We start from the raw sequence: 26,150 nt of genomic DNA on the forward strand, positions 1-26,150 counted from the left end.
GAGTGACACAGTCACAAGACCAACTCTTTATTCTATAGAACAAATGTGCAGCAAATGTCGCATCCGAAGCGGACTGGAAACCTTTTTGAGTAAGACTAATCTTTTTTCTGTAGACCAACGTAAAGCAGAGGACGCGTCTGAAGTGGACCTAAAACCTTATCGTTGTTATCAGCTAAATGCTTATTCTGCATAGTGGAGGAAGAGTGTCGTTAAATATTAAAAATTAATCCCGGATTAAATACTAGTTCATATCACTTATACATAAGATGAGGTAACACCAGATTAAAAAGGAGGTATCAAAGTGAGCGAAACGAATAATCAAGCACCTTTTAACAAGTTGATGATAATTCGGACGGTCGTTCTTTTTTTAGCTTGGATTAATCAGTATTTGGTCATGAAAGGATATAGTCCATTACCATTCAGTGATGGAGATTCTGAAGTTGCAGCAACAGCACTCATAACGTTCTTAGCTTCTCTGTGGGCATGGTGGAAAAATAATGATGTGCGCTTTAAAGCTCGACGCAATACGCAGTATTTAAAAGATAAAGGGTTAAAATAAATCAAATTAGACAGAGTGAAGATAGAATCGTATAAAAAAGTATACAAAAAGGCCGACTGAAGATGAAAATGTCAGTCGGCGTGATATCGGCTCAAAATCAGTATAGCATACTATTGAATTCTGGTAAAGTACTGAATTAATATCTAGCAAAAATTTTTAAAAAAGTCCCTTACACAATGTGTAAGGGCTTTCTAGTTACTTAATGGATGTGACGGTAAACGCCAACTACTTTTCCTAGTATCGAAACTTTCTCAACGATAATTGGCTCCATAKATGAATTTTCTGGTTGAAGACGGAAGTAAGATTCTTCTTTAAAGAAGCGTTTAACTGTCGCTTCGTCATCTTCAGTCATAGCAACGACGATTTCTCCGTTATTAGCGGTTTGTTGCTGTTTAACAACAACATAGTCACCGTTTAATATCCCGGCTTCAATCATACTATCTCCCATTATTTCAAGCATAAACAAGTTGTCTTCATTAGTTCCAAACGTTTCAGGTAGTGGAAAGAATTCTTCTATATTTTCAATGGCTGTTATGGGTAATCCCGCTGTAACTTTCCCGATTAAAGGTACATTCACTACGTTCGGACGAAATTCAACCAAGTTATCAAACTCTAAAATTTCAATCGCACGTGGTTTAGTAGGATCCCGTCTAATTAACCCCTTGCTTTCTAATCTAGCTAAGTGACCATGAACTGTAGAACTAGAAGCAAGTCCTACCGCTTCTCCAATTTCTCTCACGGATGGTGGATATCCTTTTTTTCGAACTTCATCTTTTATAAAAGCCATTATATCTTCTTGTCGTTTCGATACTTTTTTCAACTAGTTCACCTCTTCACCTAATGGTTTTTCTCTTACTAACTACGTTTAGTATATCAATTCGAATATTAAAATGCAAACATAGGTTCTAATTATTGTTGACAAGAAACATGTGTTCGGTTTATAGTGAAAATATAAGTTGCGAACACACATTCTATTAGAGGGGGAATTAAAATGAATTGGTTCAAAAACAATCCATTTATTTCATTATTATTAGGTGTAATCCTTAGTTGTACATTATTTTTTGTGCTTACTGCTGATGAGCAGGAAGAATCTCACAATGAAATTTTTATAAAAGATGGAGATACACTTTGGACGTTGTCTGATAAATATAGAGGAAATACACCAAAGCAAGATTGGATTTCAGAAGTAATGTTAGTAAACAATTTAAATACTCAAATGATTCATGCAGGAGACTCACTTGTAATTCCAACTTCTCTTGATCAGTATGCCCCTGACCAAGGAGTAGAATATGCTGGAGACTCAGAATAATGGCAAATTCTAATGAAGCTGTTCTTTATTGTCGTGTAAGTACTGATAAAGAAGCACAAGAGACTTCTTTAACTCGACAAGAAGAAGAGTTACGAAAGTTTGCACTGGATCAAAAATACTTTGTAAGAGATGTTTTTCTTGATCAGCATAGTGGGTATTCTGTTGAACGAGAAGGGTTACTGGATATGCTTGATTATATAAAAATTCATTCAATAACAAATGTTTTTATACAAGATGAAACTCGACTCGGCAGAGGAAATTCACGTATGGCAATCTTACATATGTTGAAAAAACAAGAAGTAGAAGTAATTTCTTTAAATGATGGTGGGTCTATTCGATTAAATGAAATGGATACGATGATGCTCGAAATTTTAGCCCTTGTAGAAGAGTATCAACGTAAATTGCATAATGCCAAAATACGCAGAGGGATGAGAAGAGCTGTGGAACACGGCTTTAAACCAGAAAAAAATCTTAAGGATCAAGGTAATCCTGAAGGCAGAGAAAGAAAAGAAATTCCTATTGATGAAATCGTGAAATTACGAAATAATGGACTAACATATGCAGAAATCGCCTCAACTTTAAGAGGATTTGGTTTTCCTGTGAGTAAAGCCACAGTTCATCGTAGGTATATAGAATATAAAGAAAGACTTTGAGGCTAAATACTTGCGCTCTGAGTCTTTTTTGCATACCTTTTAATAAGGTTATTAGAAGAAGGGTGTGAAATTTATGTTATCTCCAGAAAAAATAACTCGAATTAACGAGTTGTCAAAAAAATCCAAGTCAATTGGTCTAACAATAGAAGAAGCTAAAGAGCAAACGTCTTTACGTAAAGAATATTTAGAAACGTTTCGTTCTTCAATGAAAGACACCATAGAAAATGTGAAAGTTTTGGACCCAGAAGGCAATGATGTTACACCCGATAAAATAAAAGCCATAAAAGAAAAGAAATTTCTGAATTAAATCAACATTTCGCAAACCATTGTCAGTTGGCCAAAAGTTGACTACACTAAATGGAGAAGAAAACTTTTGTTTCAGAGAGGAAGTTATATATGTCTCAACACGTAGATCAGTTAGCTATTAGTACCATCCGCACATTATCAATCGATGCAATTGAAAAATCAAATTCAGGTCATCCAGGTTTACCAATGGGTGCAGCTCCTATGGCGTACTCATTATGGACGAAACATTTAAGTCATAATCCAGCAAATCCAACTTGGTTCAATCGTGACCGTTTTGTTCTTTCAGCTGGCCACGGTTCAATGTTACTTTATAGCTTATTGCACTTAGGTGGATATGATTTACCAATGGAAGAGATTAAAAACTTCCGCCAATGGGGTTCTAAAACGCCAGGTCACCCTGAGTTTGGTCATACATCAGGTGTCGAGGCTACCACGGGTCCACTTGGACAAGGAATCGGGATGTCAGTTGGTATGGCTATGGCTGAGCGTCATCTTGCAGCAGTCTATAATAAACCAAACCATGAGGTAGTTGATCATTACACATATGCATTATGTGGTGATGGAGATTTAATGGAAGGTGTCGCAGCAGAAGCTATTTCTCTTGCAGGACATTTGCAATTGGATAAATTAATTGTTCTTTACGATAGCAATGACATTTCTCTAGATGGAGATTTAAATAAATCCTTCTCAGAAAAAATTCAAAAACGTTTTGAATCTTACGGTTGGAACTATCTACATGTAGCAGATGGAAATTCGCTTGAAGATCTAACAAATGCAATTGAATCAGCTAAAAATCATAAAGGTCAACCTACACTGATCGAAGTTAAAACTGTTATTGGATTTGGATCTCCAAATAGATCTGGAAAATCTGATGCTCATGGTATGCCGTTAGGTAAGGATGAGGCATTATTAACAAAAGAAAGTTACAATTGGACATTCGAAGAAGATTTCCATGTACCTGAAGAAGTATATGCCGAGTTCAAAAAAGCTGCAGAGCAACTTGGTGKAGCTAATGAAGCATCTTGGAATGAACTATTTAGCTCATACAAAGCTGAGTATCCTGAACTTGCAGAACAATTAGAACTAGCAATAAAAGGACAACTTCCTGAAAATTATGATGCGGAAATTCCTGTTTACGAGGCTGGGAAGTCACTTGCAACTCGTGCATCATCAGGAGAAGTGTTGAATGCCATCGCTAAAACTGTACCATCATTCTTTGGAGGAAGCGCCGATCTTGCTGGTTCGAATAAAACGACTATTAAAGGTACTGGTGATTTCTCTAGCGACTCTTATGAAGGCCGTAACATTTGGTTCGGTGTTCGTGAATTTGCAATGGGTGCTGCCTTAAACGGGATGGCACTTCATGGTGGTTTACATGTGTTCGGTGGAACATTCTTTGTATTCAGCGACTATGTAAGACCAGCTGTTCGTCTATCGGCATTAATGGGACTTCCTGTAACATATGTATTTACACATGACAGCATTGCTGTTGGTGAAGATGGTCCAACACATGAACCTGTTGAACAATTAGCTTCATTACGAGCGATGCCGAACTTATCAGTTATCCGTCCTGCGGATGCTAACGAATCGGCAGAAGCTTGGAAGTTGGCTGTATCATCTAAATCTATTCCAACCGCATTAATATTATCAAGACAAAACTTGCCTGTTCTTGAGCACTCTGCAGAGCTTGCAGCTGAGGGTGTTGCTAGAGGAGCTTATGTGGTATCTCCTGCGAACAAAGAACAAGCAGATGTATTATTGTTAGCAACAGGTTCTGAAGTTTCTCTTGCTGTAGATGCACAACATGCATTAGCTGAAGAAGGAATTGATGTTGCAGTAATCTCTATGCCTTCTTGGGATCGTTTTGAAAAACAAGATGCTGAATATAAAAATAGCGTATTACCTAAAACAGTGAAAAAACGTTTAGCAATCGAAATGGGTGTTTCATTCGGTTGGGAGCGTTACACAGGAGATGAAGGTAGTATTTTAGGAATCGACCGATTTGGAGCAAGTGCACCCGGGGAGATTGTTATGAAAGAGTTTGGTTTCTCACAAGAAAACGTAGTAGCACGCGTGAAATCTTTATTAAATAAATAACTATTAAAAACAAGTAGTGCGTATTCGGCACTACTTGTTTTTTTTCGTCAATAATAGTGATAGGGAAAATTCGCAGTTCGACAACCTTAGCGACATGGCCGCTTTATACTTAAATAAAAAAGTGGGGGTATATCAAATGCGTACATACAAAATTTTTCATATAAAAAAAGAATACCAACCTTTCGTTTTGGGCCGTGAAAAAATGTTGCAAGAAATACTTGGAAGAGATCGAACACAAAGTGATAATGATAATAATGAAATGACCTATGTATGTGAGAAAATTGATGAAGGCTTTGTTAAGCAGACTTTGGAAAAAAAACTAAGTCGCTTATTTGAACATAAAGTACAAGAGCCAAAGAAACTAGTACTGGAACATCCATTAAAAGGATCTATTCGAATAAAATTCGAGCCCTATTGTGTACATGTATGGTGTAAAGGATCGCATATGCTAGATTTGGATCTATTTGCAGGCTTGTCTGATTCAAGTGACTGTTATATGGCCTTTCAACAAGAAGAGGCTTCATTTGGCTGGTTGAAGCCTATTAAGATAGGGTCGATTCATTCATTTACAGAAATTCTAGACTTCGTCTAGCAAGGTCAAAGGTTTTGTTGTATAATCCTTCTTGGAGATAAAAACTCAAGATAAACACCACGAAGGAGGAAAACTACTATGTCAACTGGTCTTTGGATTTTATTTATTGTCTTAGCATTACTAGCTGGAGCTGCAATTGGTTTCTTTGCTGCCCGTCAATATATGATGAAGTACTTAAAAGAAAACCCACCAATTAACGAACAAATGCTTCGCATGATGATGGCTCAAATGGGACGTAAACCGTCTGAAAAACAAGTAAAACAAATGATGAACCAAATGAATAAAGCACAAAAATAAAAATAGCACTCGCTTGAGTGCTATTTTTTATTTGGGCAAAAGTTGATAGGTGTGTAAAAATTCTGCGACCGTTTTTTCATATTCTTCTGCATTCTGATTAAAAGATTGTGCATGAGCTCCTATTTCAAAGAGTTTCATTTGTTTAGGACCTTGTTTTAATTCATAAAGTTCTTTAGTCATTTCCGGTAAAATAAAATCATCAAGTAAGCTGTGAATAAATAAGACCGGTTTCTCGATATGTGTAACAGCTTCTCTTGGAGACACGAGTTTCATGGAATAACCATCGCGTACACGTAAAAATACATCGGCTAATTTTAGAGCATAAATGGTTCGAAGTGGAGTTTCTTTTTTCATTAAATACATGAGTTGATCAGTAAAGTCGGAAAAAGCGCAATCAGCGATATAAAAGTGAGCATGGTCTTCAAGTGTACCAGCATACAAAATTGTGGTTGCTGCTCCCATGGACTCACCATGAATTCCGATAATAGCCTCTTCACCAGCATACTCATTTAYTGCCTTTACAACTGCTTGCAAATCCTTTTTTTCGTAATGGCCAAAACTGGTCGTTTTCCCACCAGAATCACCGTGTCGTCTGTGATCGTATACAACTGAATTAAAACCTAAGCGTTCAAACAGCCTTGCGTATTTCACTGAATTTATTTTGTTTTCAGTAACTCCGTGACAAATCACAACAAAGTTATTAGTGTTTAGTGGCTCTAAAAATATAGCTTTCACTGGATATCCATTTGGGCTATCAATCCATTTTTCGGTTTTTTGAACAGTATTAAACCATGCCTCATCAAATCTCTTCGCAGTAATTTCTCGATCTAAAATAAATGCATCGTCTTTTTTCTTCATATACATCAAGCGGCTTGTTAACATGAAACCAAAAATCGCCGCTCCTGCGGTCATAATACTCGAAAGAATACTGGTGATCCAGAGAATGCGGCGCTTCAAGGGGATTCCTCCTATGCCTGTTGTTGTATTTGATATAACCTAAACATGCCCGTATCAATCGGTCTTGATACGAATGGAGCGATAATAGCTACCGCTTTACATAATAAGTTCTCATCAATTCCTGTTTGAACTCCCATTGTATGTAGCATATTCACAACATCTTCAGTTGATACATTACCTGTTGCTCCGGGAGCAAAAGGACATCCGCCCAGTCCGCCAGCAGATGTATCGAAGCGCGAAACACCCGCAAGTAAGGCTGCATAAATATTCGCTAATCCCATTTTTCTCGTGTCGTGAAAATGGGCTGTCATTAAAACAGTCGGAATTTCACGAATTAATAGTGAGAACAAAGCATGACTTTCTTGTGGATTTGCCATGCCAATTGTGTCTGCCACACTGAGTTCATCAACACCCCAAGTTGCGAACTCTTTACAAAGGGAAAACGTGTCTTCAACTGCAATTTTTCCTTCATAAGGACAATAAAAGGCAGTAGAGATACAAGCGCGGACAAAGTATCCTTGCTGTTTTAGGTTTATAATTAGCGGTTTTAATTCTTCCATGCTTTGTGCTGTTGTTTTATTAATGTTTTTCATGTTAAAAGTATTACTAACCCCTACAAAAACTGCGACACTTTTTGCTCCAACATGTAATGCTCGTTCCATACCTTTTGAGTTGGGTGTCAATACGAATTGTCTGCCTTGCTTGTGAACCCGTTCCACAATATCAGCAGCATCGGACATTTGTGGTACCCATTTAGGTGAAACAAAAGAAGTGATTTCCATTTCTTGAATTCCAGATGCTTGTAGAGCATGTATAAACGCAAGCTTGTTTTCGGTTGAAACCTCATTTTTTTCATTTTGTAAGCCGTCGCGTGGACCTACCTCGATAATTGTCACATTGTTTGGTAAACTAAACATATCATCCCTCCTTCATTCTATTGTAATGATGATATAGGGGTGCTAGCAAATATATTTTCATATCGGACTAGGGGGAGTTACATTGTCAACAAGAGAAGTAGTTGTCGTGAGTGCTGTTCGTACAGCAATAGGTTCATTTCAAGGGTCATTAAAAGACGTACCTGCGACTAAGTTAGGTGCGCTTGTCATAAAAGAAGCATTAATAAAAGCAGGTCTTGAACCAAATCAAATAAGCGAAGTAATTATGGGGAATGTTTTACAAGCAGGACTGGGTCAAAATCCTGCACGTCAAGCATCGATTTTTGCTGGTCTTCCAGAAACGATTCCTTCGATGACAATTAACAAAGTGTGTGGATCTGGATTGAAAGCGGTTCATTTAGCTACACAAGCTATCCTTGCTGGAGATGCTGACATTGTTGTAGCAGGTGGATTTGAAAATATGAGTCAAGCACCTTATTTATTAAAGAATGCACGTGAAGGATACCGCATGGGCGATCAAAAAGTAGTGGATAGTATGGTTTCTGACGGTTTATGGTGCGCATTTAATGATTATCATATGGGGCAAACGGCAGAAAATTTATGTGATCGTTACGAAATTTCTCGTGAGCAACAAGATGAATTCTCTGCTCGTTCTCAAAAACGCGCAGTTCAAGCAATCGATGCAGGTAAATTTAAAGAGGAAATTGTTGCTGTTGAAATTCCACAGCGAAAAGGGGATCCGATTATTTTTGATACTGACGAATACCCAAAACGTGGAACAACAGCTGAGAAATTAGGTAAGTTACGTCCAGCTTTCAAAAAAGAAGGTAGCGTAACAGCAGGAAATGCCTCAGGTATAAACGACGGTGCAGCAGCTGTTATTGTCATGTCGAGAGAAAAAGCGGACGAATTAGGCTTAACTCCACTTGCAACGATTGTCGCAAATGCATCAGCAGGCGTTGATCCATCAGTGATGGGGATTGGTCCTGTGCAAGCTGTTAAAAATGTTTTTGCAAAATCAGGCCTTTCAATGGAAGACATCGATTTAGTAGAAGCAAATGAAGCTTTTGCAGCTCAATCGATTGCTGTTGACCGTGAACTTGCTTTCAATCATGAAAAACTAAATGTAAACGGTGGAGCTATTGCATTAGGTCATCCAATAGGAGCTAGCGGTGCGCGTATTTTCGTATCGCTTCTACATGAAATGGCCAAGCAAGATGCAAAAACAGGTTTAGCAACATTATGTATTGGTGGCGGACAAGGTGTCGCTACAATCGTTAAAAGAGCATAGGTAGAAGGTGATTAGAGATGGCAAAAAAGAAACAACTCGCTCGTAAACAACCTGAGCGCCAAGAAAGAGAGCAAGGGAACACGTTAGCTGACCAACTTCAAAATGATGTAGTAGAAAAATTAAAATTAGCAAAAAGACAGTTACAAGATGTTGAGCGTCATCAAGAAGAAGAACGTCAAGCACAAGCTGAATTCGACAGAAAACAAAAAGAAAAGAATAAATCATTTGCCGAATTGCTAGATGAGTATGACATGAAGGGCAATAAGTATTAAACGAAAAAGCGTCAAAGAGTATAAAACCCCTTTGACGCTTTTGTGTGCAAAAAAATTGAAGATATGAAAGCAGAATGAGACCGACTTGATGACGATTGTCGCAACTTTTCGCTACATCGTCGCAACGTTGAATGTGATCGGCGCAACTTTTCGCTACATCGTCGCAACGTTGAATGTGATCGGCGCAACTTTTGGATTGAATGTCGCAACTTTCAACGTTATTGTCGCAACTAACCAAATACCTCCTAATTCTTAAGCATGAGAAGTCGTCACTTATATACGATGTCCTGTGTATTGGTCTTTTCTAAGTAAATCCTTTACTTGTTCTATACTTTCAGTAGAAACAGATTGATGGTATGCATTCATGGTACTTTTGATTTGATCTTGTGAACTAGCACCGGCTAATATAGCTGATACCTGTTTATGTTGTAAAACAAATGCTAGAGCCATACTAGTCAAATCTTCTACGTTTTGATCGAGTTTTGATACAGTATTGATTAACTCTTCTTTACTATAGTCGCCGTATCCCTTAGATTGTTCCAAACGTTTCATTGCTTCAGCGGTAAGCAAACCCTTAGCAAGTGAACCACGCGTTACCACTGAAGCTTCATTGCCCTCAATAAGATCGAACCACTCTTCTGGTCTACGGTCTAACATACTATATTGCATCATGACTGAGCATGCTTCGCTCGTTGATAAGAAACGATCAATTACGTTAGGACGAATAGAGGAAATTCCATAAGAACGGATTAGACCTTCTTTTTTTAACGATTCAAAAGCATCGACTGCTTCTTCCAAATCWTCTTCCATTGTTCCTCCATGTAATTGGTACAAATCGAGATAATCAGTTTGTAGTCGGACTAAACTTTCTTTTACTTGGGTTGTAATATAAGTTCTCGATGAATCCCAAACCCACCCGGAGCCATCCTCGTTCCACTTATTTCCTACCTTGGTGGCAAGGAAGATATCTTGTCGTTTGTCTTTTAAGGCATGACCGACAACTACTTCATTTGCACCCTTATCATATAAATCTGCTGTATCAAAATAGCTAATTCCAAGGTCGATAGCAGTATCAATAATTTTTTTAGCTTCTTGCTTATTTGTGGGAAGAGACATACATCCTAGCCCGATTTCTGAAACAAATAGCCCGCTTTGTCCTAGTTCGCGTTTTTTCATCTGTCAGCCTCCTCATTTCATTCATGGTACAATTGTGGGTGAAAATAAACAAATGGAAAGGGTGGTATACATGAAAAAATACGAAGAAAAATCTATTGCTTCTACACCTATTTATGAAGGGAAAGTCATTTCCCTTAGAGTAGATGATGTGACGTTACCGAACGGTAAAACATCGAAAAGAGAATTAATCAAACATCCTGGAGCAGTGGCAATAATACCAATTACTGCAGAAGGAAAAATCGTCTTTGTTGAACAATACCGAAAAGCACTTGAACGCTCCCTTATCGAAACTCCAGCTGGCAAATTAGAGCCTGGTGAAGAACCAGCTACTACAGCAAGAAGAGAACTGGAAGAAGAAACCGGCTACTCTTGTGAAAAATTAACCTATATACAATCATTTGCGACTTCACCGGGATTTGCAGATGAAATCATTCATATCTATGTGGCAGAAGACCTATCTAAAATTGAAAATCCAGCAGCACTTGATGAAGATGAATTTGTTGAAATTATTGAAGCAACCGTTGAAGAAGCTGAAGAAATGATGAAGAACGGACAAATTTTTGATGCAAAAACAGCTTATAGTGTTTTATGGGCAAAAGAATATTTACTAAAAAGATGAATGGATGATACTGGGACACGCATAAGTTAATCTATGAAAGGTAGGTGGCGAATGTTGACTCGGTCATTCCCATTATTATTTTTACTAGGTTTGCTTGTTATAGGATACTCAGGTGGATTGTGGTTGTATTCGAAAATGCCTTATGATCAAGTTGAAAAAGTCATCAAATGGCTCGACCCCAGGCTATTAAACGACTCTGTTCCCAGTGGATTTGATTCCATTCTCCCTCAACTCGTTACTATATTGCTTTTTCTCTTGTTTGCGACACATCTTATCCTGAAATATATGATTCTATTAATCGGGACTATGAGAGCTGTCTTTTGGGGAATATCTTCTGGCTATTTAATTGCACAGGACACGGAATTTTGGGCTTATGCTCTTTGGTGGTTCCCATTCCAATTATTTTATTGCTCTTTACTATTACTAATTGGATTTTTGCTCGTCCCACCACCATCCTCTCAGCATCTTGTTAAAAACCGCAGTTTTAAAGGAATAGGTTTGCTTAGCCTTGTCTATATTGTATTAACTGGGCTTGAATTATTTGTCCTCCCATACATTCATGGTTTATAATTGATTTCTAGATTATAATAATTATTAAGTGGTGAATTTCTCTATCTTGTAAAGAGAAAGTCCCTTTTGGTATAATGAAAGAAGTTTGGGGGGGCGTCACATGGAGAGCCGTATTGACCGGATAAAAAAGCAGCTTCATGGTGCGAGTTATAAACTGACGCCACAACGTGAAGCGACAGTTAGAGTGCTGCTTGAAAACGAAGAAGATCATCTAAGTGCAGAAGATGTGTATCTTCTTGTTAAAAATAAAGCACCTGATATTGGACTTGCAACAGTATATCGAACACTTGAACTGCTTACAGAACTAAAAGTCGTTGATAAAATTAACTTTGGAGACGGTGTTTCACGTTACGATTTGCGTCAAGAAGGAGCAGCACACTTCCATCACCATCTCGTATGTATTGAATGTGGAGCCGTGGATGAAATCCAAGAAGACTTGCTTGAGGATGTAGAAACAATAGTTGAAAAAAGGTGGAATTTTCAAATCAAAGACCACCGCTTAACATTTCATGGAATCTGTTGGCGCTGCCATGATAAACATGACGAAAATGAATCGTCTGATTGAACATAGACAACCAACAAAAGGATAGCAGATTGCTATCCTTTTTTTAATTGCATTTAACAGTATCAGTATATACAACAACTTTTTTTCTAAGGAGGGTTTTCATATGAAAGAAATGCAAGACGCCGTAGCAGATTATCTCCATTTCCTAAGAGTTGAGCGACAATTATCCTCGAACACGCTGACTTCGTATGAAAGAGATCTTCAAGTGTACATAAAGGATTTATCAAAAGTTCAACAAATAAATACATTGAATGAGGTTGAACGAATTCATATTCTTTCTCATTTACAATTGTTGAAAACTAAAGGGAATTCGTCACGATCGTTAGCGCGACATATTTCTTCAATTCGCTCATTCCATCAATTTCTTTTACGCGAGAGAGTGTCCAATACTGATCCAACTGTCCATTTAGAAATGCCGCAAATGGATCGAACCCTTCCGAAAATATTATCGATTGAAGAAGTTGAGGAACTGATAACCTCACCCAATATAGCAAAACCTCAAGGACTAAGAGACCGTGCATTGTTAGAAATACTTTACGCAACAGGTATGAGAATTAGTGAATGTATTTCATTGAACATGGATGATTTACATTTAACAATGGGATTTGTAAGATGTTTCGGTAAAGGTGGAAAAGAAAGAATCATTCCATTAGGATCGACAGCTTTGGCTGCTTGCACCGAATATTTAAAAGAAGGGCGTCCAAAATTGATTAAGCCAACCCATAGAACTGATGTTATTTTTGTTAATCAACGAGGAAAAGGTTTAACAAGACAAGGTGTTTGGAAACTAATGAAAGAACATGCAAAGAAAGCGGGAATTCAAAATGAAATAACGCCTCATACATTGCGACATTCATTTGCCACCCACTTAATAGAAAATGGGGCGGATTTGCGAGCTGTACAAGAAATGCTTGGGCATGCAGATATTTCTACAACCCAAATTTATACGCATGTCAGTAAAACACGATTAAAAGATGTGTATAAACAATTTCATCCACGCGCATAAGTTTTTATATACATGTCAGATGTCTGACGTGTAATTTCACTAAACATTTGATAAGATACAGGTAGAAGTTGAAGGAGGATATGTATGTCAAACAAATCATTTAAACGTATTCACATAGTCGTGATGGATTCAGTAGGTATTGGCGAAGCTTCAGATGCCAAAGCTTTCGGAGACGAAGGTTCTGATACATTAGGTCATATTGCAGAAAAAATGAATGGTCTTAACATGCCAAACCTTGAGAAAATGGGACTTTCAAATATTCGCAAGTTCCAAGGCATACAACCTGTAGAAGCACCTTCATCCTATTTTGGGAAAATGCAAGAAGCATCTGTAGGCAAAGATACAATGACGGGACACTGGGAAATTATGGGCCTGAATATTACTCAGCCATTTAAAGTGTATCCAAATGGATTCCCGGATGAATTAATTAATACGCTAGAAGAAAAAACTGGACGCAAAGTAATTGGCAATAAACCAGCAAGTGGTACAGAAATTTTAGATGAGTTAGGTCAAGAGCATATGGAAACGGGAGCAATCATCGTTTATACATCTGCGGACCCTGTCCTGCAAATTGCTGCTCACGAAGAAATTATCCCATTAGAAGAATTATATAAAATCTGTGAAATTGCACGTGAATTGACATTAGATCCAGAATTTTTAGTAGGACGTGTAATTGCCCGTCCATTTAAAGGTCAACCTGGAGCCTTCAAACGCACAACAAATCGTCATGACTATGCGTTAAAACCTTTTGAACGCACTGTAATGAACGAATTAAAAGACGGCAATTATGATGTTATTGCAATCGGCAAAATCTCAGATATCTTTAACAATGAAGGAGTAACTGAATCTTTACGTACAGTAGACAATATGGACGGTATGGATAAGTTATCACAAGTTGTTACGAAAGATTTCCAAGGAATTAGCTTCTTAAATCTTGTGGATTTTGACGCATTATTCGGTCATCGACGTGATCCAATTGGATACGGCAATGCTCTAGAGGCATTTGATGCTCGTTTACCTGAAGTTTTAAATGCATTAACCAATGAAGATTTATTAATCATTACAGCTGATCACGGAAATGATCCAACTTTCCCAGGGTCAGATCATACGCGTGAATATGTACCATTATTAGTTTATTCGCCTCGTTTTGCAGAAGGTAAAGAGCTTCCACTAGGTGAAACATTTGCTGATATAGGGGCAACAATTGCAGAAAACTTTAATGTGTCAATGCCGAAATTTGGCCGTAGTTTTCTTTCTCATTTAAATTAAAGGATAGGTGAACATTCATGAGAATGGTCGATTTAATAGAAAAAAAGCGTGATGGAGAAGAACTAACATCGGAAGAAATCAACTTCTTCATCGAACAATACACAAACGGAAATATTCCTGATTATCAAGTAAGTGCTTTATTAATGGCTATCTATTTCCAAGACATGACAGACCGTGAACGTGCTGATTTAACGTTAGCAATGGTTGAATCAGGCGATCAGATTGATTTATCCGGTATCGAAGGAATCAAGGTAGATAAACATTCAACTGGTGGTGTTGGCGATACAACAACACTTGTTCTTGGACCTTTAGTTGCAGCTTGCGGCGTTCCTGTTGCGAAAATGAGTGGACGCGGTCTAGGACATACTGGTGGTACAATTGATAAATTAGAAGCAATCGAAGGTTTCCACGTGGAATTAACGACTGAACAATTCACAAAACAAGTAAATGAATTAAAGTTAGCGGTAATTGGACAAAGTGGAAATTTAACGCCTGCTGATAAAAAACTTTATGCACTTCGTGATGTTACGGGAACGGTCAATAGCATTCCGTTAATCGCAAGTTCAATTATGAGTAAAAAAATCGCTGCAGGTGCAGATGCCATTGTATTAGATGTAAAAACGGGCGAAGGCGCATTCATGAAAACAGTTGAAGATGCACGTTCACTTGCGCGAGCAATGGTTCAAATCGGCAACAACGTAGGACGCCAAACAATGGCTATTATTTCTGATATGAGCCAACCTTTAGGGTTTGCGATTGGAAACTCGTTAGAAGTCAAAGAAGCGATTGATACACTTCGTGGTAAAGGTCCAGCTGACTTAACAGAGCTTTGTTTAGTTTTAGGAAGCCAAATGGTCGTTGTTGGCGGTAAAGCGAAGGATCTAGATGAAGCTCGTGCAATGCTTCTTAAAGTAATTGAAGATGGTTCGGCGATTGAAATTTTAAAAGGTTTCATTGAAGGCCAAGGTGGAAATCCAGCAATTGTAGATTCACCGGAATTATTACCACAAGCTAAATTCACGTTTGAAGTTCCAGCTAAAGAAAGTGGATATGTATCGTTCATTGAAGCTGATGAAGTAGGTACTGCTGCGATGTTGTTAGGTGCAGGCCGTGCAACAAAAGAATCGGAAATTGATTTAGCAGTCGGAATTGTCCTCCATAAAAAAGTGGGAGACGCAGTTAAAGATGGAGAGTCACTTGCAACAATCCATGCAAATACTGAGAATGTTGATAACGTATTAGCCATTCTTTACAAATATATTGAATTCTCTAAAGAACCAACTAAAGCACCAAATTTAATCGAAGAAATCATTACTGAATAAATTAAACAATCGAAGCGGTCTCTCCGGAGATCGCTTTTTTTGTGCGAAGAATTCAAGCTTTGCCATGCAACTTAGCGGTATGGCTCCTATATAAGGTTTTTTTAATGGTTTTGTTTTCGCTGCGCTACGGTTTGAACCTAAAGTGTTACTTCCGACACTCAGGCTTCCGGTGAGCTTTGGAAAGCTACCAGGCTGCACCTTTGCCTAATGAATAAGTAAGAGGGTGATGTGACTTTGTCACATCACCCTTACTACTACAGGTAATCCTGCGGCTTGGATGCTTTCGTCGCTCCCCTACAACCTTTGGGCAAGGTGCTATATGATTTTGGTTTACTAGAGAATCGTCACTATCTTCAATGAAGCCAGTCGCCGCAGATGCCATTTCGGCGACTGGCTTTCATTCACTAGCCCGCGAGAGTGGATAGTGTAGATGAGAGCATTGTGTTTTCTTCTAAAGTGAGCGCAAACTCAAATCTTGAAAATAAAAGATGCAGAAAGAGGTAGAAATATCATCTTCGGCCGAATATCTACTTAAAAAGAGCATCAAGTCTTTAGTAAACCAAACGATTAAATTTGTGGACGTCTAGGTTGTAAGGGAGCGGAGGATGCACACCCGCCGCAAGATGATCTAGAGAAAGAGGGGCGAAGTGACACAGTCACAAGCCCAACTCTTTGTTCTCTAGACCAAGGTGCAGCTGGTAGAGCGTCCCGAAGCGACCTGGAAACCTATCCGCACGAGAGAATAACACCAGGTTTTGTTCAACTTGATTTCTAATTCATCCGAAGAGGTCTGAAAACTTCTTTGCATCAGAGTGGAATCTTTTAATACTGGTTTATATTTCTTTAAAGAGCGGTCGGAAATAATAAAGTATGAAGGAAGAGACCGAAATATCATCTTCGGCCGAATATCTCTTTACAGTTAGCAACAAGTCTTTAGTAAACCAAACAATCATAACTGTGTGCATCCAGGTTGAAAGCGATCTGAAACCCTTTGCATCAATAAATCAGGGACTAAAGGCAGGAAGTCACAAAATAGTGAAGGGAAGTGTATAGCACAATCTCCTGAAAAAAAGTAAAACCTTTTTATATTTAATGTTTAAAGAGATGAAAGATTTTCCATACTACTAATGAATAGAATGATGCGTATTATGTCGATAAATAAGATGTTTACCCTTTATTTGTCAACGACAAGGAATAATGCTAACTCGCCTCGAATAGTCACGGAAAGGAGGAGTTACTTTATGAAGCATCAACTACTATTTGTCGAAGACGGTATAGCAATTATTCGTTTAAAAGGCGAACTTGACCACCATGCAACACAACTAATCCGTGACGAAATTTCAGAATCTCTATACAGAGGAACTCTTCGGGCCATCATTTGGAACTTAAAAGACTTACAGTTTATGGACAGTGCAGGTATTGGACTTATCCTAGGAAGAATGAGAGATTTTGTTCCTACAAATGGCCAAACAGTCATTTTACATCCTTCTGAAACGATGAAAAAAATATTCCAATATTCAGGACTAGGTTCATATGTATGGCCAACAACAGAAGAAGAAACAATCGCAGAGTTAGGGGGTATTTTAAATGGACAATGAAATGACGCTATCGTTTATTGCCATAAGTGAAAATGAAGGCTTAGCACGTATGGTGATGACGAGTTTTATTGCATCTCTTGACCCAACCATTGATGAGTTAGCAGAATTCAAAACAATCGTTTCTGAAGCAGTGACGAATGCCATCATTCATGGTTATGAAGAGGATGGCGAAGGTATTATTACGATTCGAGCAAAGCGGAATGGACAATCGATAACGATGACCATTACCGATGAAGGAAGAGGCATACCAAACGTTGAACAAGCGATGGAACCTCTTTATACGTCAAAACCAGAAAGAGAACGTTCTGGAATGGGCTTTACCATCATGGAAAGTTTTTCAGATCATTTATCGGTATGGTCAGAGCCTCAGAAAGGAACTGCGATTACCTTTACGAAAGAGTTTTTACCCATTCAATCCAACTTCGTTCTAGGTGAACGATGACGACGCCTATTGGACAACAGCCCGTGTTGTTGACACAAGAAAAAATGCGCGAACTAATCTTTTTGTCTCAAGAAGGAGACAAAATAGCCCGACAAACGATGGTGGAAGGGAACACGCGTTTAGTCTGGTCGATTGTTCAACGATTCGCTTCGCGGGGAGCGGATTTAGAAGACTTATTTCAAATCGGTTGTATCGGATTAATGAAATCTGTAGACAAATTTGATTTGTCTTATGAAGTAAAGTTCTCAACTTATGCAGTACCTATGATTATCGGAGAAATTCAACGGTTCTTGAGAGACGATGGAATGGTAAAAGTGAGTCGCTCAATTAGAGAGTTAAGTTTCAAAATTCGTCATGCCACCGATGAATTTATCCGCGTTCATGAACGACAACCATCGTTAACGGATCTCGCAAAGACGTTAGATGTCACAATGGACGAGCTTGTATTAGCATCTGATGCCTTACGAGATCCAGCTTCACTCCATGAGCAACTCTTTGAGAGCGAAGGGGATGCATTGACATTAATGGATCAGCTGCGAGACGAGCGATCTGAGAGGTCATTTGACCACATTCCACTACGTGACATATTATCAAAACTTGGAAAAAGAGAACAAACGATTATTTATCTACGCTATTACCTAGATTGTACGCAAAGTGATATAGCGGAAAGACTGGGCATTTCTCAAGTACAAGTATCAAGATTAGAGAAAAAAATACTGAAGCAACTGAAAAGTTGGATGTTGCCTAAGCAAGCAACATTAAAGGATGGATCGCAATAAATAAGTCACTTTTCACCAATATACTAGATGCTGAATCCTTTGTTTATTCGAAATTTGGAAAAGGAGAAAGTTTTGATGTAGGCGTCAAGAATGCACATATCTGGTCGATTCCAACTTTATTTGTCTATATGAACGGCTTGATTGATTCTACAACACTTACTCAAATCTTAACTTTAACTCAAAGCACGCAATCCAATATGAAACGGAAAAACGAGATTGATGAAATTGAAGCAATGAATAGTTATTTTCCCTATCACTCGGTTACCGTTTTTGATTCAAAAGATGCCTGGCTGTCTGCAATTTTAAGCGGTCAGCTAGGCATTGTTACTAATGGTGGATTTGTTTTCACCATTGATGTACGGTCCTATCCAGGTAGACAACCCGAAGAGCCTGACAATGAAAAGGTAATTCGTGGATCTCGTGATGGATTTACTGAAAATATCCTTCAAAACACAGCATTAGTTCGCAGAAGAATACGCGATGTTTCACTTCGCTTTGAATTAACTCAACTGTCAACACGTGGAAAAACAGATACGGTCGTCGCTTATATCAAAGGAYTGGCGAATGAAGGACATATCGAATATATTCGCGAACGAATGAAAAAAATCCATCATGATGGATTAACGATGACTGAKAAGTCGCTTGAAGAGTGGTTATTCAAACAAAATTTTCATCCGGTTCCGTTTGTACGTTATACCGAACGAGCAGATACATGTGCAGCTCATTTGTTAGAAGGACACATTGCTATTATAGTGGATACATCTCCTTCCGTTATCTTAATTCCAACAACAATCTTTCATCATTTACAACACGCCGAAGAATATCGTCAAGCACCACTGATTGGAACGTTGGTTCGTTTTATGCGTTTTTCTGGATTTCTCTTAAGTTTAATACTCTTGCCTTTTTGGTATTTACTTGTCAAAGAAACAGGACATACACCGCAGTTTATGTCCTATATAGGTCCAAAAGAAATGGGGAATGTTCCGCTTTTCGCTCAAATCATGATTGCTGATTTAGGTCTTGAATTCTTGAGGCTTGCTGCCATTCACACCCCCACACCTCTTTCTACTGCTATGGGACTCGTCGCAGCAATTGTTATTGGTCAAATTGCAATTGATGTTGGTTTGTGGATACCAGAAGTCGTGTTGTATACAGCTGTTTCTGCGATTTTCACATTCGCCTTGCCTTCTTATGAATTAAGTGTTGCGGCTAAAATTTTCCGTAATATGCTTTTGGTTGCCACCTTGTCTTTTGGGAGCAATGGATTTTTCATCGGATTGTTACTGACATTTATGTACCTTGTGTCAATCAAGCCTATGGGCGTGCCATATTTATGGCCACTTGTACCGTTTTTCCCAAAAGCCTTGGCTCGAATACTTATCCGCTTTCCATCGTCTAATGGAGCAGTTAGACCGTTCATTGTTAATTCACCTCAACGTAACCGTTCGTAATCCTTCCATTGCATCGTAGTCTTTTCCTATGGTAAAGTTCATATATTGAAAACCACTAGGAGAGATGACGATGCATTTATATGGAACACAATCTATTGACGAAGATGGTCAATTAACGATTGGTGGAACGTCTGCAATGACTTTAGCCAAAACCTATGGGACGCCTTTATTTGTCTACGATACTGCTCTAATAAAAGAGCGTGCACAAGCTTTCATACAAACATTTGAACGTGCAGGTGTGAAAGCTCAAGTAGCGTATGCAAGTAAAGCTTTCTCAAGTATTGCTATGTATCAACTTGCTGCAAAAGAAGGTTTATCTTTAGATGTCGTGTCTGGAGGAGAATTACATACAGCTATCCGAGCAGGTTTTCCTGTTGAACGCATTCACTTTCATGGCAACAATAAAAGTGATGATGAATTAATATTCGCACTAGATTCAGGGATTGGTTGTATTGTTGTCGATAATTTTTACGAAATTGAACAATTAAAAAGATTGACAAAGTATAAAAAAATGAATATTAATATATTATTACGTGTTACTCCTGGAATTGAAGCTCATACGCATGATTATATTACGACAGGACAAGCCGATTCTAAATTTGGCTTTGACTTAAATAATGGTCAAGCGGATCAAGCGTTCCAATTAGTAAAAGATGACTCCTTTATTCATTTGTTAGGAATGCATTGTCATATCGGTTCGCAAATATTTGATACCGTAGCTTTTTCATTAGCAGCCAAAAAATTAATTGCTAAAATGATAGCTTGGAAAACACAGTTCGACTTTATTTGCCCCGTGTTAAATTTAGGCGGTGGTTTTGGTATTCGCTACACTGAAGAAGACAAACCTCTTGATCCGGCAGTCTATGTAGAAGATATGATGAAGTCGATTCAATCTGAAATTGGTCAACTCGATTATCCAATGCCTGAAATTTGGATTGAGCCAGGACGTTCTCTAGTAGGGGATGCGGGGACAACCTTGTATACAATTGGTTCTCAAAAAGAAGTTCCAGGTGTTCGTAATTATTTAGCTGTTGATGGCGGTATGTCGGATAATATCCGTCCAGCCTTATATCAAGCAAGATATGATGCCGCAGTCGCTAACAAAATGACAGCCCACTCCAGTACTCCATATACGGTAGCAGGGAAATGTTGTGAATCAGGTGATAAATTGATTGAAAACATTTTTCTACCGGAAGTTGAAGCGGGGGATACGTTAGCTGTATTTTGTACAGGGGCATATGGATATTCGATGGCGAGTAATTATAATCGACTTCCAAGACCTGCTGTTGTATTCGCTGAAGATGGAAACCATCGTATCATTATCAAACGAGAAACTTATGAAGATTTGGTTCGATTAGACTGTTCTCTAGAAGAAGAGTTAGGTGAAAATAATTGAAGAGAGCCAACAGTAAGCTATTTATATTCATACTAGTAATGGGTGTTTTCTGGGGATTCTTATATTGGAAATTTTTCGCGCCAAACCTATGAGATGTTAAAATATGGGTTTTTAGTTGAAGTTTTTTAACATATGAGGTAGGATAGTCATTGGTGCTGAAGCGGAAACAAAAATGAGGGATTTATTATGTTAGTTCGATTTAAAAAAAATTGTGAGAAAATAGCGATGGGATTACTGTCGTTTATGCCACAAGAAAAAAACTTAAAAAAATTACAAGAAACGATTCAAACCTATGAAAACAATCCTAACTGGCATTTGTTTATGTGGAAAAAAGATGAGGATTTCGTTGGTTTAATTGGTATCGAAACTTCAGATGACGTGTGTTTGGTTCAACATATTTCCGTTACTCCCTCTTATAGAGGTGAAGGTATTGGAAAAGAAATGGTCTCTAAAGTACAACAATTTCTTCCGTGTGCCGAAATCTATGCAGCAGAATCAACAAAACCATTTATAGATAAGTGCTTAACAGAGAAAGAAGGAACAGACGCTTAATGTCTGTTCCTTCTTTTTTCTTCACGTGCTTTAAGTATTTCTGAGCGATCTCGAAGCATATGCTTGTGTATAAGATGATCTCCTGTTAGAGGTATTATTGGTGGTTGTGTGTCGATGGCATCCTTTAGATCTTGAGAAACAATCTGAATTTGAAACGGTTCAAATGATTTTTTTTGATGAACGCATTCGAGAGCATGTTGAATATTTTTCACTACATGGTGAATGTGAATTCCTTCAAAAAAAGCACTTTCTTCATTCACTTGAATCCTGTCGATTGATTTAGAAAGAGATCTTTCGGCACCGCTGAGATTGTCTCTCCGCCAGTGATACATTCCAGTTGCAAGCAATATCAATGCAGTAAGTGGATGTGTTTTATCTTTCGGTGCAATTTCTTTCCAATATTCTTCTAACACTTCATGACATTCAAAATAATCTTCGTGCTCATTAAAATATGTCACAAACTGTGTGAAAAGTGGGTGAAACAACGGATGCATTCTTCTCTCACTTCCTCTATACTAAAATTTGAATCTATTTGATCGGGTGATCTAACATGTCTTATGAAGTAAAATTGGACGCTTTTGAAGGTCCTCTCGATTTATTATTACACTTAATTCATCGTTTGGAAATTGATATATATGATATTCCGATGGCTGACTTGACCTTACAGTACATGGAACATATTCGTGCAATGCAAGTTCTAGAGCTAAATGAAGCAAGTGAATATTTAGTAATGGCAGCATCCTTACTTGCTATTAAAAGTAAAATGCTTCTCCCTATTCACGAAGGGGAGTTTGATGAAGACGATTTGTCAGTTGATATGAATGACCCTCGTGACGAATTAGTCAATCGACTTATTGAGTATCGAAAGTTTAAAGAAGCGGCTGAAGTGTTACAACAACTTGAGGAACAACGTGCACAAGTATTCACAAGGGCGCCAAGCGATTTAACAGACTATCAAACAACTAAACAGCTGTCGGCATTTGATGAACAATTAAATGTCTATGATATGTTAGGTGCATTTCAAAAAATGATGCGAAGAAAACAACTAAAAGCCCCGTTAGCCACTAGAATTGCTCGGCAAGAACTATCTGTAAAAGACCAAATGAAAAGTGTCTATCATACTCTTAAGTCAAGAGGGGGTAGTTGTTCATTTTTCGAGCTGTTTCCTTCAGAAGATAAACCAACTTTAGTTGTTACTTTCCTATCTTTACTTGAGCTAATGAAAAGACAAATGGTATTTGTCGAACAACAACATAATTTTGATGATTTAACAGTCAAACTATTAAATGGTCGATGGGAGGAAGAGTTATTTGAGCCTATTGATGAGTAAAATCGAAAGTTTACTCTTTGTCACAGGTGACGAAGGGCTATCAAGTAAACAAATTGAGAGTTTAACAGATGCTTCGGCTAGTGAAGTGAAAGAGGCATTATTGAGTCTTCAAGCAGATTATATAAAATCTAAGATTCGYGGTATTGAATTAAAAGAACTAGCTGGTACATATCAACTAATTTCAAAAAAGAAAAATGCAAGTACAATTCAACGCTTAGTTGAGAACCCCACAAACCAACCACTTTCTCAAGCATCTTTAGAAGTATTGGCGATTGTGGCATATAAACAACCGATTACACGAATCGAAGTTGAAGAGATTCGTGGGGTGAAAAGTGAGAGACCTTTACATACGTTAGGTTTGAAGGGCTTAATTCAAGAAGTGGGTCGTGCGGAAGGAACTGGTCGTGCTATTCTTTATGGCACTACGAAAGAGTTTTTGAATGTTTTTGGTCTGAATGATACCAAGGAATTGCCTTCTTTACCGGAAGTACAAGACTCTGAAGAAGAAGAGCAAACTGATTTATTTATGACGAAGTTTCAAGAAGCCTTTGGAGAACAAAAAGAATAACATACGAAAGGTGCTAGTGCTTGAGAAAAAAAATCGCGTTACTGTTGGTATTGCTTTTAGTAGGTATGATTTACCCTCATTTAACACAAGCCCAAGGATCCTCTTATGCGGTTATTGATGCAAAGACAGGGCGTTTATTGGAGGGAAGTGGAGAACATATTCAATTACCGATAGCAAGTCTTACAAAAATGTGGACTGCAGTTGTCGTGGCACAAGAAGTGGATTTAAAAGAACATGCGAAAATCACACCAAATGCTTCAACCCAAGAAGGATCATCCATTTACTTGAAAAATGGAGAAGATATACAAGTAGACGTTCTTTTATATGGCTTAATGCTGAGATCGGGTAATGATGCAGCAGTCGCTCTTGCGGAGCATGCTGGTGGATCTGTTGAAGGTTTTGTGAAATTGATGAATGAGAAAGCAAAACTAATGGGATTAAACGATACCAGTTTTCAAAACCCATCAGGGCTTCACCATGAAGAACATCTTTCCACAGCCTATGACACAGCGCTTATGTTAAAAATTGCGATGGATATCAAGGAGTTAAAACCGATTCTAACCGCTTCCCATTACAAAGGAAACGGCAAGTCTTGGGAAAATAAACACAAGCTCGTGCGCTCTGAAACTAAAGCAATTGCAGGTAAAACAGGATTCACAAAAGCTGCTGGAAGAACACTAGCTACCTATTTCAAAGACGGTGAAAAAGAAGTCATAGTGGTCACATTAAATCAATCAAACGATTGGCAGATGCATCAGCAACTTGCGCAGAATGTCTTTACGCAATATGATAGAGTTCAAGTCATTGAAAAAGGTTTGTATGACCTACCAGGTGGTTTGGTTATTAAAACCGAAAAGCCTGTATATGTCTTAATAAATAAAAAAGATCAAGTTTCTCATCTTCTGATTTTAAACCGAAAAAAATCATTACAAAAAGTTGCGAGATGGGAAGTACAAATAAACGGTAAAACTATACTCTCACAAAAAGTACATATTGAGCGGAGTGAATGATGAAGACTGCTTATTAAATAAGCGGTCTTCTTTTGTTTTGAGCGAAAGTGTGACATAATTTTCAACAGAGTATAGGACTAAACGAAGAGGTGAAAGTATGGAAAGATTACAAAAAATGTTAGCACATGCTGGGGTGGCATCACGAAGAAAATCCGAGCAGCTAATTTTAGAAGGAAAAGTAAAAGTAAATGGAAAAGTAGTAACAGAACTTGGTACGAAAGTGTCGTCAACTGATACAGTTGAAGTTGACGGTGTGAAACTTGAAAAAGAACAAAAAGTTTATCATTTGTTATATAAACCAAGAGGTGTTATTTCAGCAGTTACAGATGATAAAGGTCGCGAAACAGTTGCTGATTTATTTCCTCACATACAAGAACGATTATTTCCAGTTGGACGTTTAGATTATGACACATCTGGTCTTTTAATCATGACCAATGATGGAGATTTATCATATACATTAACTCATCCTAAATTCAAGATTGATAAGACTTATGTGGCACGCGTAAAAGGTATCCCGGGTAAAGAACAACTTCGTATACTTGAGCGTGGTGTGGATTTAGAAGATGGCAAAACAGCTCCTGCTCGAGTGAAATTATTATCTGCAGATGCAAAACAAGGCAAAGCAATTATTGAAATCACGATTCATGAAGGTAAAAACCGTCAAGTTCGACGCATGTTTGATGCAATTGGTTTCCCAGTTCAAAAGTTGAAACGTGAACGCTTTGCATTCTTAACACTTAACGGATTAAACGCTGGTGATTCTCGTGAATTAAGCTCCCATGAAGTGAAATTATTGCGGGTTATGGCTGAAACAGGAAAAATCGGTTCATAATTAATATATACCTGTTCAAATAGGAAAATAAATAGAGCCTTTTAATGGCTACAGTCTTAAGCAGAAGTTCGTTTCCTTATAAACTTTGAGGAACGGAGAAACAAGCCACACGAAGGGGTATACAGCCAGGAATTCGCCATATCCAGTGGCTGAGGCTGTATAACCCGCATAGTGTTGGCTTTTGCTGTTTAGTAGATTATTTATCCACCTTATCCAAACGTTCACAAACCCTTCAAAAGTACGGCCTTACCAACCACTTTTCTTTGTTATAATAAAAAAGGATTATTTCGTCATTTAGGAGGTCGGAAAATGGCTCAGACGAAACAAAAAAGATTTATTTTGAGAACTATTATTTTATCTGTTCTTGTATTTGCAATTGTCTACACCATATACAACAATGCCACCACAGAAAAAGTAGAAGTACTGGGCATTGGTG

31 protein-coding genes are annotated in these 26,150 nt (G+C 38.0%); 26 read left to right on the plus strand and 5 right to left on the minus strand.

Going from position 1 to position 26,150, the window contains the following annotated elements; genetic code table 11:
* Positions 1-301: 301 nt before the first annotated feature.
* The gene (locus AC1DOS_RS07310) at positions 302-559 is read left to right on the plus strand and encodes a phage holin (RefSeq protein WP_477536958.1); all 258 of its coding nucleotides are present in this window, start codon (positions 302-304) and stop codon (positions 557-559) included.
* Positions 560-758: 199 nt separating this feature from the next.
* Here the strand turns inward: AC1DOS_RS07310 and lexA are convergent, their stop codons facing one another.
* Complete coding sequence (gene lexA, locus AC1DOS_RS07315) at positions 759-1,379, minus strand: transcriptional repressor LexA (protein ID WP_477536959.1); 621 nt, start codon at positions 1,377-1,379, stop codon at positions 759-761.
* Between the two features lie 171 nt (positions 1,380-1,550).
* Here lexA and yneA point away from each other — a divergent pair, with 171 nt between their 5' ends.
* The 6 genes from yneA (at position 1,551) to AC1DOS_RS07345 (ending at position 5,813) form a co-directional block, all read left to right on the plus strand.
* Positions 1,551-1,868, plus strand: coding sequence for a cell division suppressor protein YneA (yneA, locus tag AC1DOS_RS07320; protein WP_477536960.1), 318 nt, complete (start codon positions 1,551-1,553; stop codon positions 1,866-1,868).
* A complete protein-coding gene (locus tag AC1DOS_RS07325) occupies positions 1,868-2,521 on the plus strand; it encodes a YneB family resolvase-like protein (protein WP_108587592.1) in 654 nt (217 codons plus the stop codon). The genes yneA and AC1DOS_RS07325 overlap by 1 nt, the downstream gene beginning before the upstream one ends.
* 73 nt (positions 2,522-2,594) lie before the next feature.
* Positions 2,595-2,828, plus strand: a complete 234-nt coding sequence (locus AC1DOS_RS07330; RefSeq protein ID WP_108587594.1) for a DUF896 domain-containing protein — start codon at positions 2,595-2,597, stop codon at positions 2,826-2,828.
* Positions 2,829-2,917: 89 nt separating this feature from the next.
* Complete coding sequence (gene tkt, locus AC1DOS_RS07335) at positions 2,918-4,924, plus strand: transketolase (RefSeq protein ID WP_477536961.1); 2,007 nt, start codon at positions 2,918-2,920, stop codon at positions 4,922-4,924.
* Between the two features lie 136 nt (positions 4,925-5,060).
* Positions 5,061-5,516 carry a sporulation inhibitor of replication protein SirA gene (sirA, locus tag AC1DOS_RS07340; protein ID WP_477536962.1) on the plus strand — a complete coding sequence of 152 codons (456 nt, stop codon included), beginning with the start codon at positions 5,061-5,063 and terminating at the stop codon, positions 5,514-5,516.
* 78 nt (positions 5,517-5,594) lie between these two features.
* Positions 5,595-5,813 (plus strand): YneF family protein, encoded by a 219-nt coding sequence (locus tag AC1DOS_RS07345; RefSeq protein ID WP_108587598.1) that lies wholly within the window; start codon positions 5,595-5,597, stop codon positions 5,811-5,813.
* Positions 5,814-5,840: 27 nt separating this feature from the next.
* On the opposite strand, the gene AC1DOS_RS07350 is transcribed toward AC1DOS_RS07345, so the two are convergent.
* Positions 5,841-6,770 carry an alpha/beta hydrolase gene (locus AC1DOS_RS07350; protein WP_477536963.1) on the minus strand — a complete coding sequence of 310 codons (930 nt, stop codon included), beginning with the start codon at positions 6,768-6,770 and terminating at the stop codon, positions 5,841-5,843.
* An 11-nt stretch (positions 6,771-6,781) separates the two neighbouring features.
* Positions 6,782-7,687, minus strand: a complete 906-nt coding sequence (locus AC1DOS_RS07355; protein WP_108587602.1) for a hydroxymethylglutaryl-CoA lyase — start codon at positions 7,685-7,687, stop codon at positions 6,782-6,784.
* Positions 7,688-7,769: 82 nt separating this feature from the next.
* Here AC1DOS_RS07355 and AC1DOS_RS07360 point away from each other — a divergent pair, with 82 nt between their 5' ends.
* From AC1DOS_RS07360 to AC1DOS_RS07370, 3 genes are all read left to right on the plus strand, one after another.
* Positions 7,770-8,957, plus strand: a complete 1,188-nt coding sequence (locus AC1DOS_RS07360) for an acetyl-CoA C-acetyltransferase (RefSeq protein WP_477536964.1) — start codon at positions 7,770-7,772, stop codon at positions 8,955-8,957.
* 17 nt (positions 8,958-8,974) lie between these two features.
* Complete coding sequence (locus tag AC1DOS_RS07365; RefSeq protein WP_108587605.1) at positions 8,975-9,229, plus strand: YqkE family protein; 255 nt, start codon at positions 8,975-8,977, stop codon at positions 9,227-9,229.
* 88 nt (positions 9,230-9,317) lie between these two features.
* Positions 9,318-9,485: a hypothetical protein gene (locus AC1DOS_RS07370; RefSeq protein WP_477536965.1), complete on the plus strand. Its 168-nt coding sequence runs from the start codon at positions 9,318-9,320 to the stop codon at positions 9,483-9,485.
* A gap of 17 nt (positions 9,486-9,502) precedes the next feature.
* Here AC1DOS_RS07370 and AC1DOS_RS07375 read toward each other — a convergent pair whose 3' ends face one another.
* Complete coding sequence (locus AC1DOS_RS07375) at positions 9,503-10,405, minus strand: aldo/keto reductase (RefSeq protein WP_477536966.1); 903 nt, start codon at positions 10,403-10,405, stop codon at positions 9,503-9,505.
* A 70-nt stretch (positions 10,406-10,475) separates the two neighbouring features.
* On the opposite strand from AC1DOS_RS07375, the gene AC1DOS_RS07380 reads away from it, so the two are divergent.
* The 12 genes from AC1DOS_RS07380 (at position 10,476) to AC1DOS_RS07435 (ending at position 21,974) form a co-directional block, all read left to right on the plus strand.
* A complete protein-coding gene (locus AC1DOS_RS07380; protein ID WP_477536967.1) occupies positions 10,476-11,024 on the plus strand; it encodes an NUDIX hydrolase in 549 nt (182 codons plus the stop codon).
* Between the two features lie 51 nt (positions 11,025-11,075).
* Entirely contained in the window at positions 11,076-11,594 is a 519-nt protein-coding gene (locus AC1DOS_RS07385) for a hypothetical protein (protein WP_233260547.1), read from the plus strand.
* 100 nt (positions 11,595-11,694) lie between these two features.
* Entirely contained in the window at positions 11,695-12,159 is a 465-nt protein-coding gene (fur, locus tag AC1DOS_RS07390; protein WP_108587612.1) for a ferric iron uptake transcriptional regulator, read from the plus strand.
* 103 nt (positions 12,160-12,262) lie between these two features.
* Entirely contained in the window at positions 12,263-13,165 is a 903-nt protein-coding gene (xerD, locus tag AC1DOS_RS07395) for a site-specific tyrosine recombinase XerD (RefSeq protein WP_477536968.1), read from the plus strand.
* Between the two features lie 84 nt (positions 13,166-13,249).
* Positions 13,250-14,434 (plus strand): phosphopentomutase, encoded by a 1,185-nt coding sequence (gene deoB, locus AC1DOS_RS07400; RefSeq protein WP_477536969.1) that lies wholly within the window; start codon positions 13,250-13,252, stop codon positions 14,432-14,434.
* Positions 14,435-14,451: 17 nt separating this feature from the next.
* On the plus strand, positions 14,452-15,756 hold the full coding sequence (locus AC1DOS_RS07405) for a pyrimidine-nucleoside phosphorylase (RefSeq protein ID WP_108587618.1): 1,305 nt from the start codon (positions 14,452-14,454) through the stop codon (positions 15,754-15,756).
* A 1,241-nt stretch (positions 15,757-16,997) separates the two neighbouring features.
* Positions 16,998-17,354, plus strand: coding sequence for an STAS domain-containing protein (locus AC1DOS_RS07410; protein ID WP_108587622.1), 357 nt, complete (start codon positions 16,998-17,000; stop codon positions 17,352-17,354).
* Complete coding sequence (gene spoIIAB, locus AC1DOS_RS07415) at positions 17,344-17,796, plus strand: anti-sigma F factor (RefSeq protein WP_108587624.1); 453 nt, start codon at positions 17,344-17,346, stop codon at positions 17,794-17,796. Before AC1DOS_RS07410 ends, spoIIAB begins: the two co-directional genes overlap by 11 nt.
* The gene (locus AC1DOS_RS07420) at positions 17,793-18,575 is read left to right on the plus strand and encodes a SigF/SigG family RNA polymerase sporulation sigma factor (protein ID WP_108587626.1); all 783 of its coding nucleotides are present in this window, start codon (positions 17,793-17,795) and stop codon (positions 18,573-18,575) included. Before spoIIAB ends, AC1DOS_RS07420 begins: the two co-directional genes overlap by 4 nt.
* A complete protein-coding gene (locus AC1DOS_RS07425; RefSeq protein WP_477536972.1) occupies positions 18,572-20,026 on the plus strand; it encodes a spore germination protein in 1,455 nt (484 codons plus the stop codon). Before AC1DOS_RS07420 ends, AC1DOS_RS07425 begins: the two co-directional genes overlap by 4 nt.
* 70 nt (positions 20,027-20,096) lie before the next feature.
* Positions 20,097-21,422, plus strand: a complete 1,326-nt coding sequence (gene lysA / locus AC1DOS_RS07430; RefSeq protein WP_477536970.1) for a diaminopimelate decarboxylase — start codon at positions 20,097-20,099, stop codon at positions 21,420-21,422.
* Between the two features lie 186 nt (positions 21,423-21,608).
* Positions 21,609-21,974 carry a GNAT family N-acetyltransferase gene (locus AC1DOS_RS07435; protein WP_108587630.1) on the plus strand — a complete coding sequence of 122 codons (366 nt, stop codon included), beginning with the start codon at positions 21,609-21,611 and terminating at the stop codon, positions 21,972-21,974.
* On the opposite strand, the gene AC1DOS_RS07440 is transcribed toward AC1DOS_RS07435, so the two are convergent.
* Positions 21,971-22,468, minus strand: a complete 498-nt coding sequence (locus AC1DOS_RS07440; protein ID WP_108587632.1) for a DUF309 domain-containing protein — start codon at positions 22,466-22,468, stop codon at positions 21,971-21,973. The genes AC1DOS_RS07435 and AC1DOS_RS07440 overlap by 4 nt on opposite strands.
* A 56-nt stretch (positions 22,469-22,524) precedes the next feature.
* Here AC1DOS_RS07440 and AC1DOS_RS07445 point away from each other — a divergent pair, with 56 nt between their 5' ends.
* From AC1DOS_RS07445 to AC1DOS_RS07460, 4 genes are all read left to right on the plus strand, one after another.
* A complete protein-coding gene (locus AC1DOS_RS07445; protein ID WP_477536971.1) occupies positions 22,525-23,304 on the plus strand; it encodes a segregation/condensation protein A in 780 nt (259 codons plus the stop codon).
* Positions 23,285-23,872 carry an SMC-Scp complex subunit ScpB gene (gene scpB, locus AC1DOS_RS07450; protein WP_108587635.1) on the plus strand — a complete coding sequence of 196 codons (588 nt, stop codon included), beginning with the start codon at positions 23,285-23,287 and terminating at the stop codon, positions 23,870-23,872. The genes AC1DOS_RS07445 and scpB overlap by 20 nt, the downstream gene beginning before the upstream one ends.
* Before the next feature lie 20 nt (positions 23,873-23,892).
* Positions 23,893-24,882, plus strand: coding sequence for a D-alanyl-D-alanine carboxypeptidase family protein (locus AC1DOS_RS07455; protein WP_108587637.1), 990 nt, complete (start codon positions 23,893-23,895; stop codon positions 24,880-24,882).
* A gap of 97 nt (positions 24,883-24,979) precedes the next feature.
* Entirely contained in the window at positions 24,980-25,714 is a 735-nt protein-coding gene (locus tag AC1DOS_RS07460; protein WP_108587638.1) for a pseudouridine synthase, read from the plus strand.
* Positions 25,715-26,150 lie beyond the last annotated feature (436 nt).

Source organism: Paenisporosarcina sp. P5_A11, from assembly GCF_056400705.1.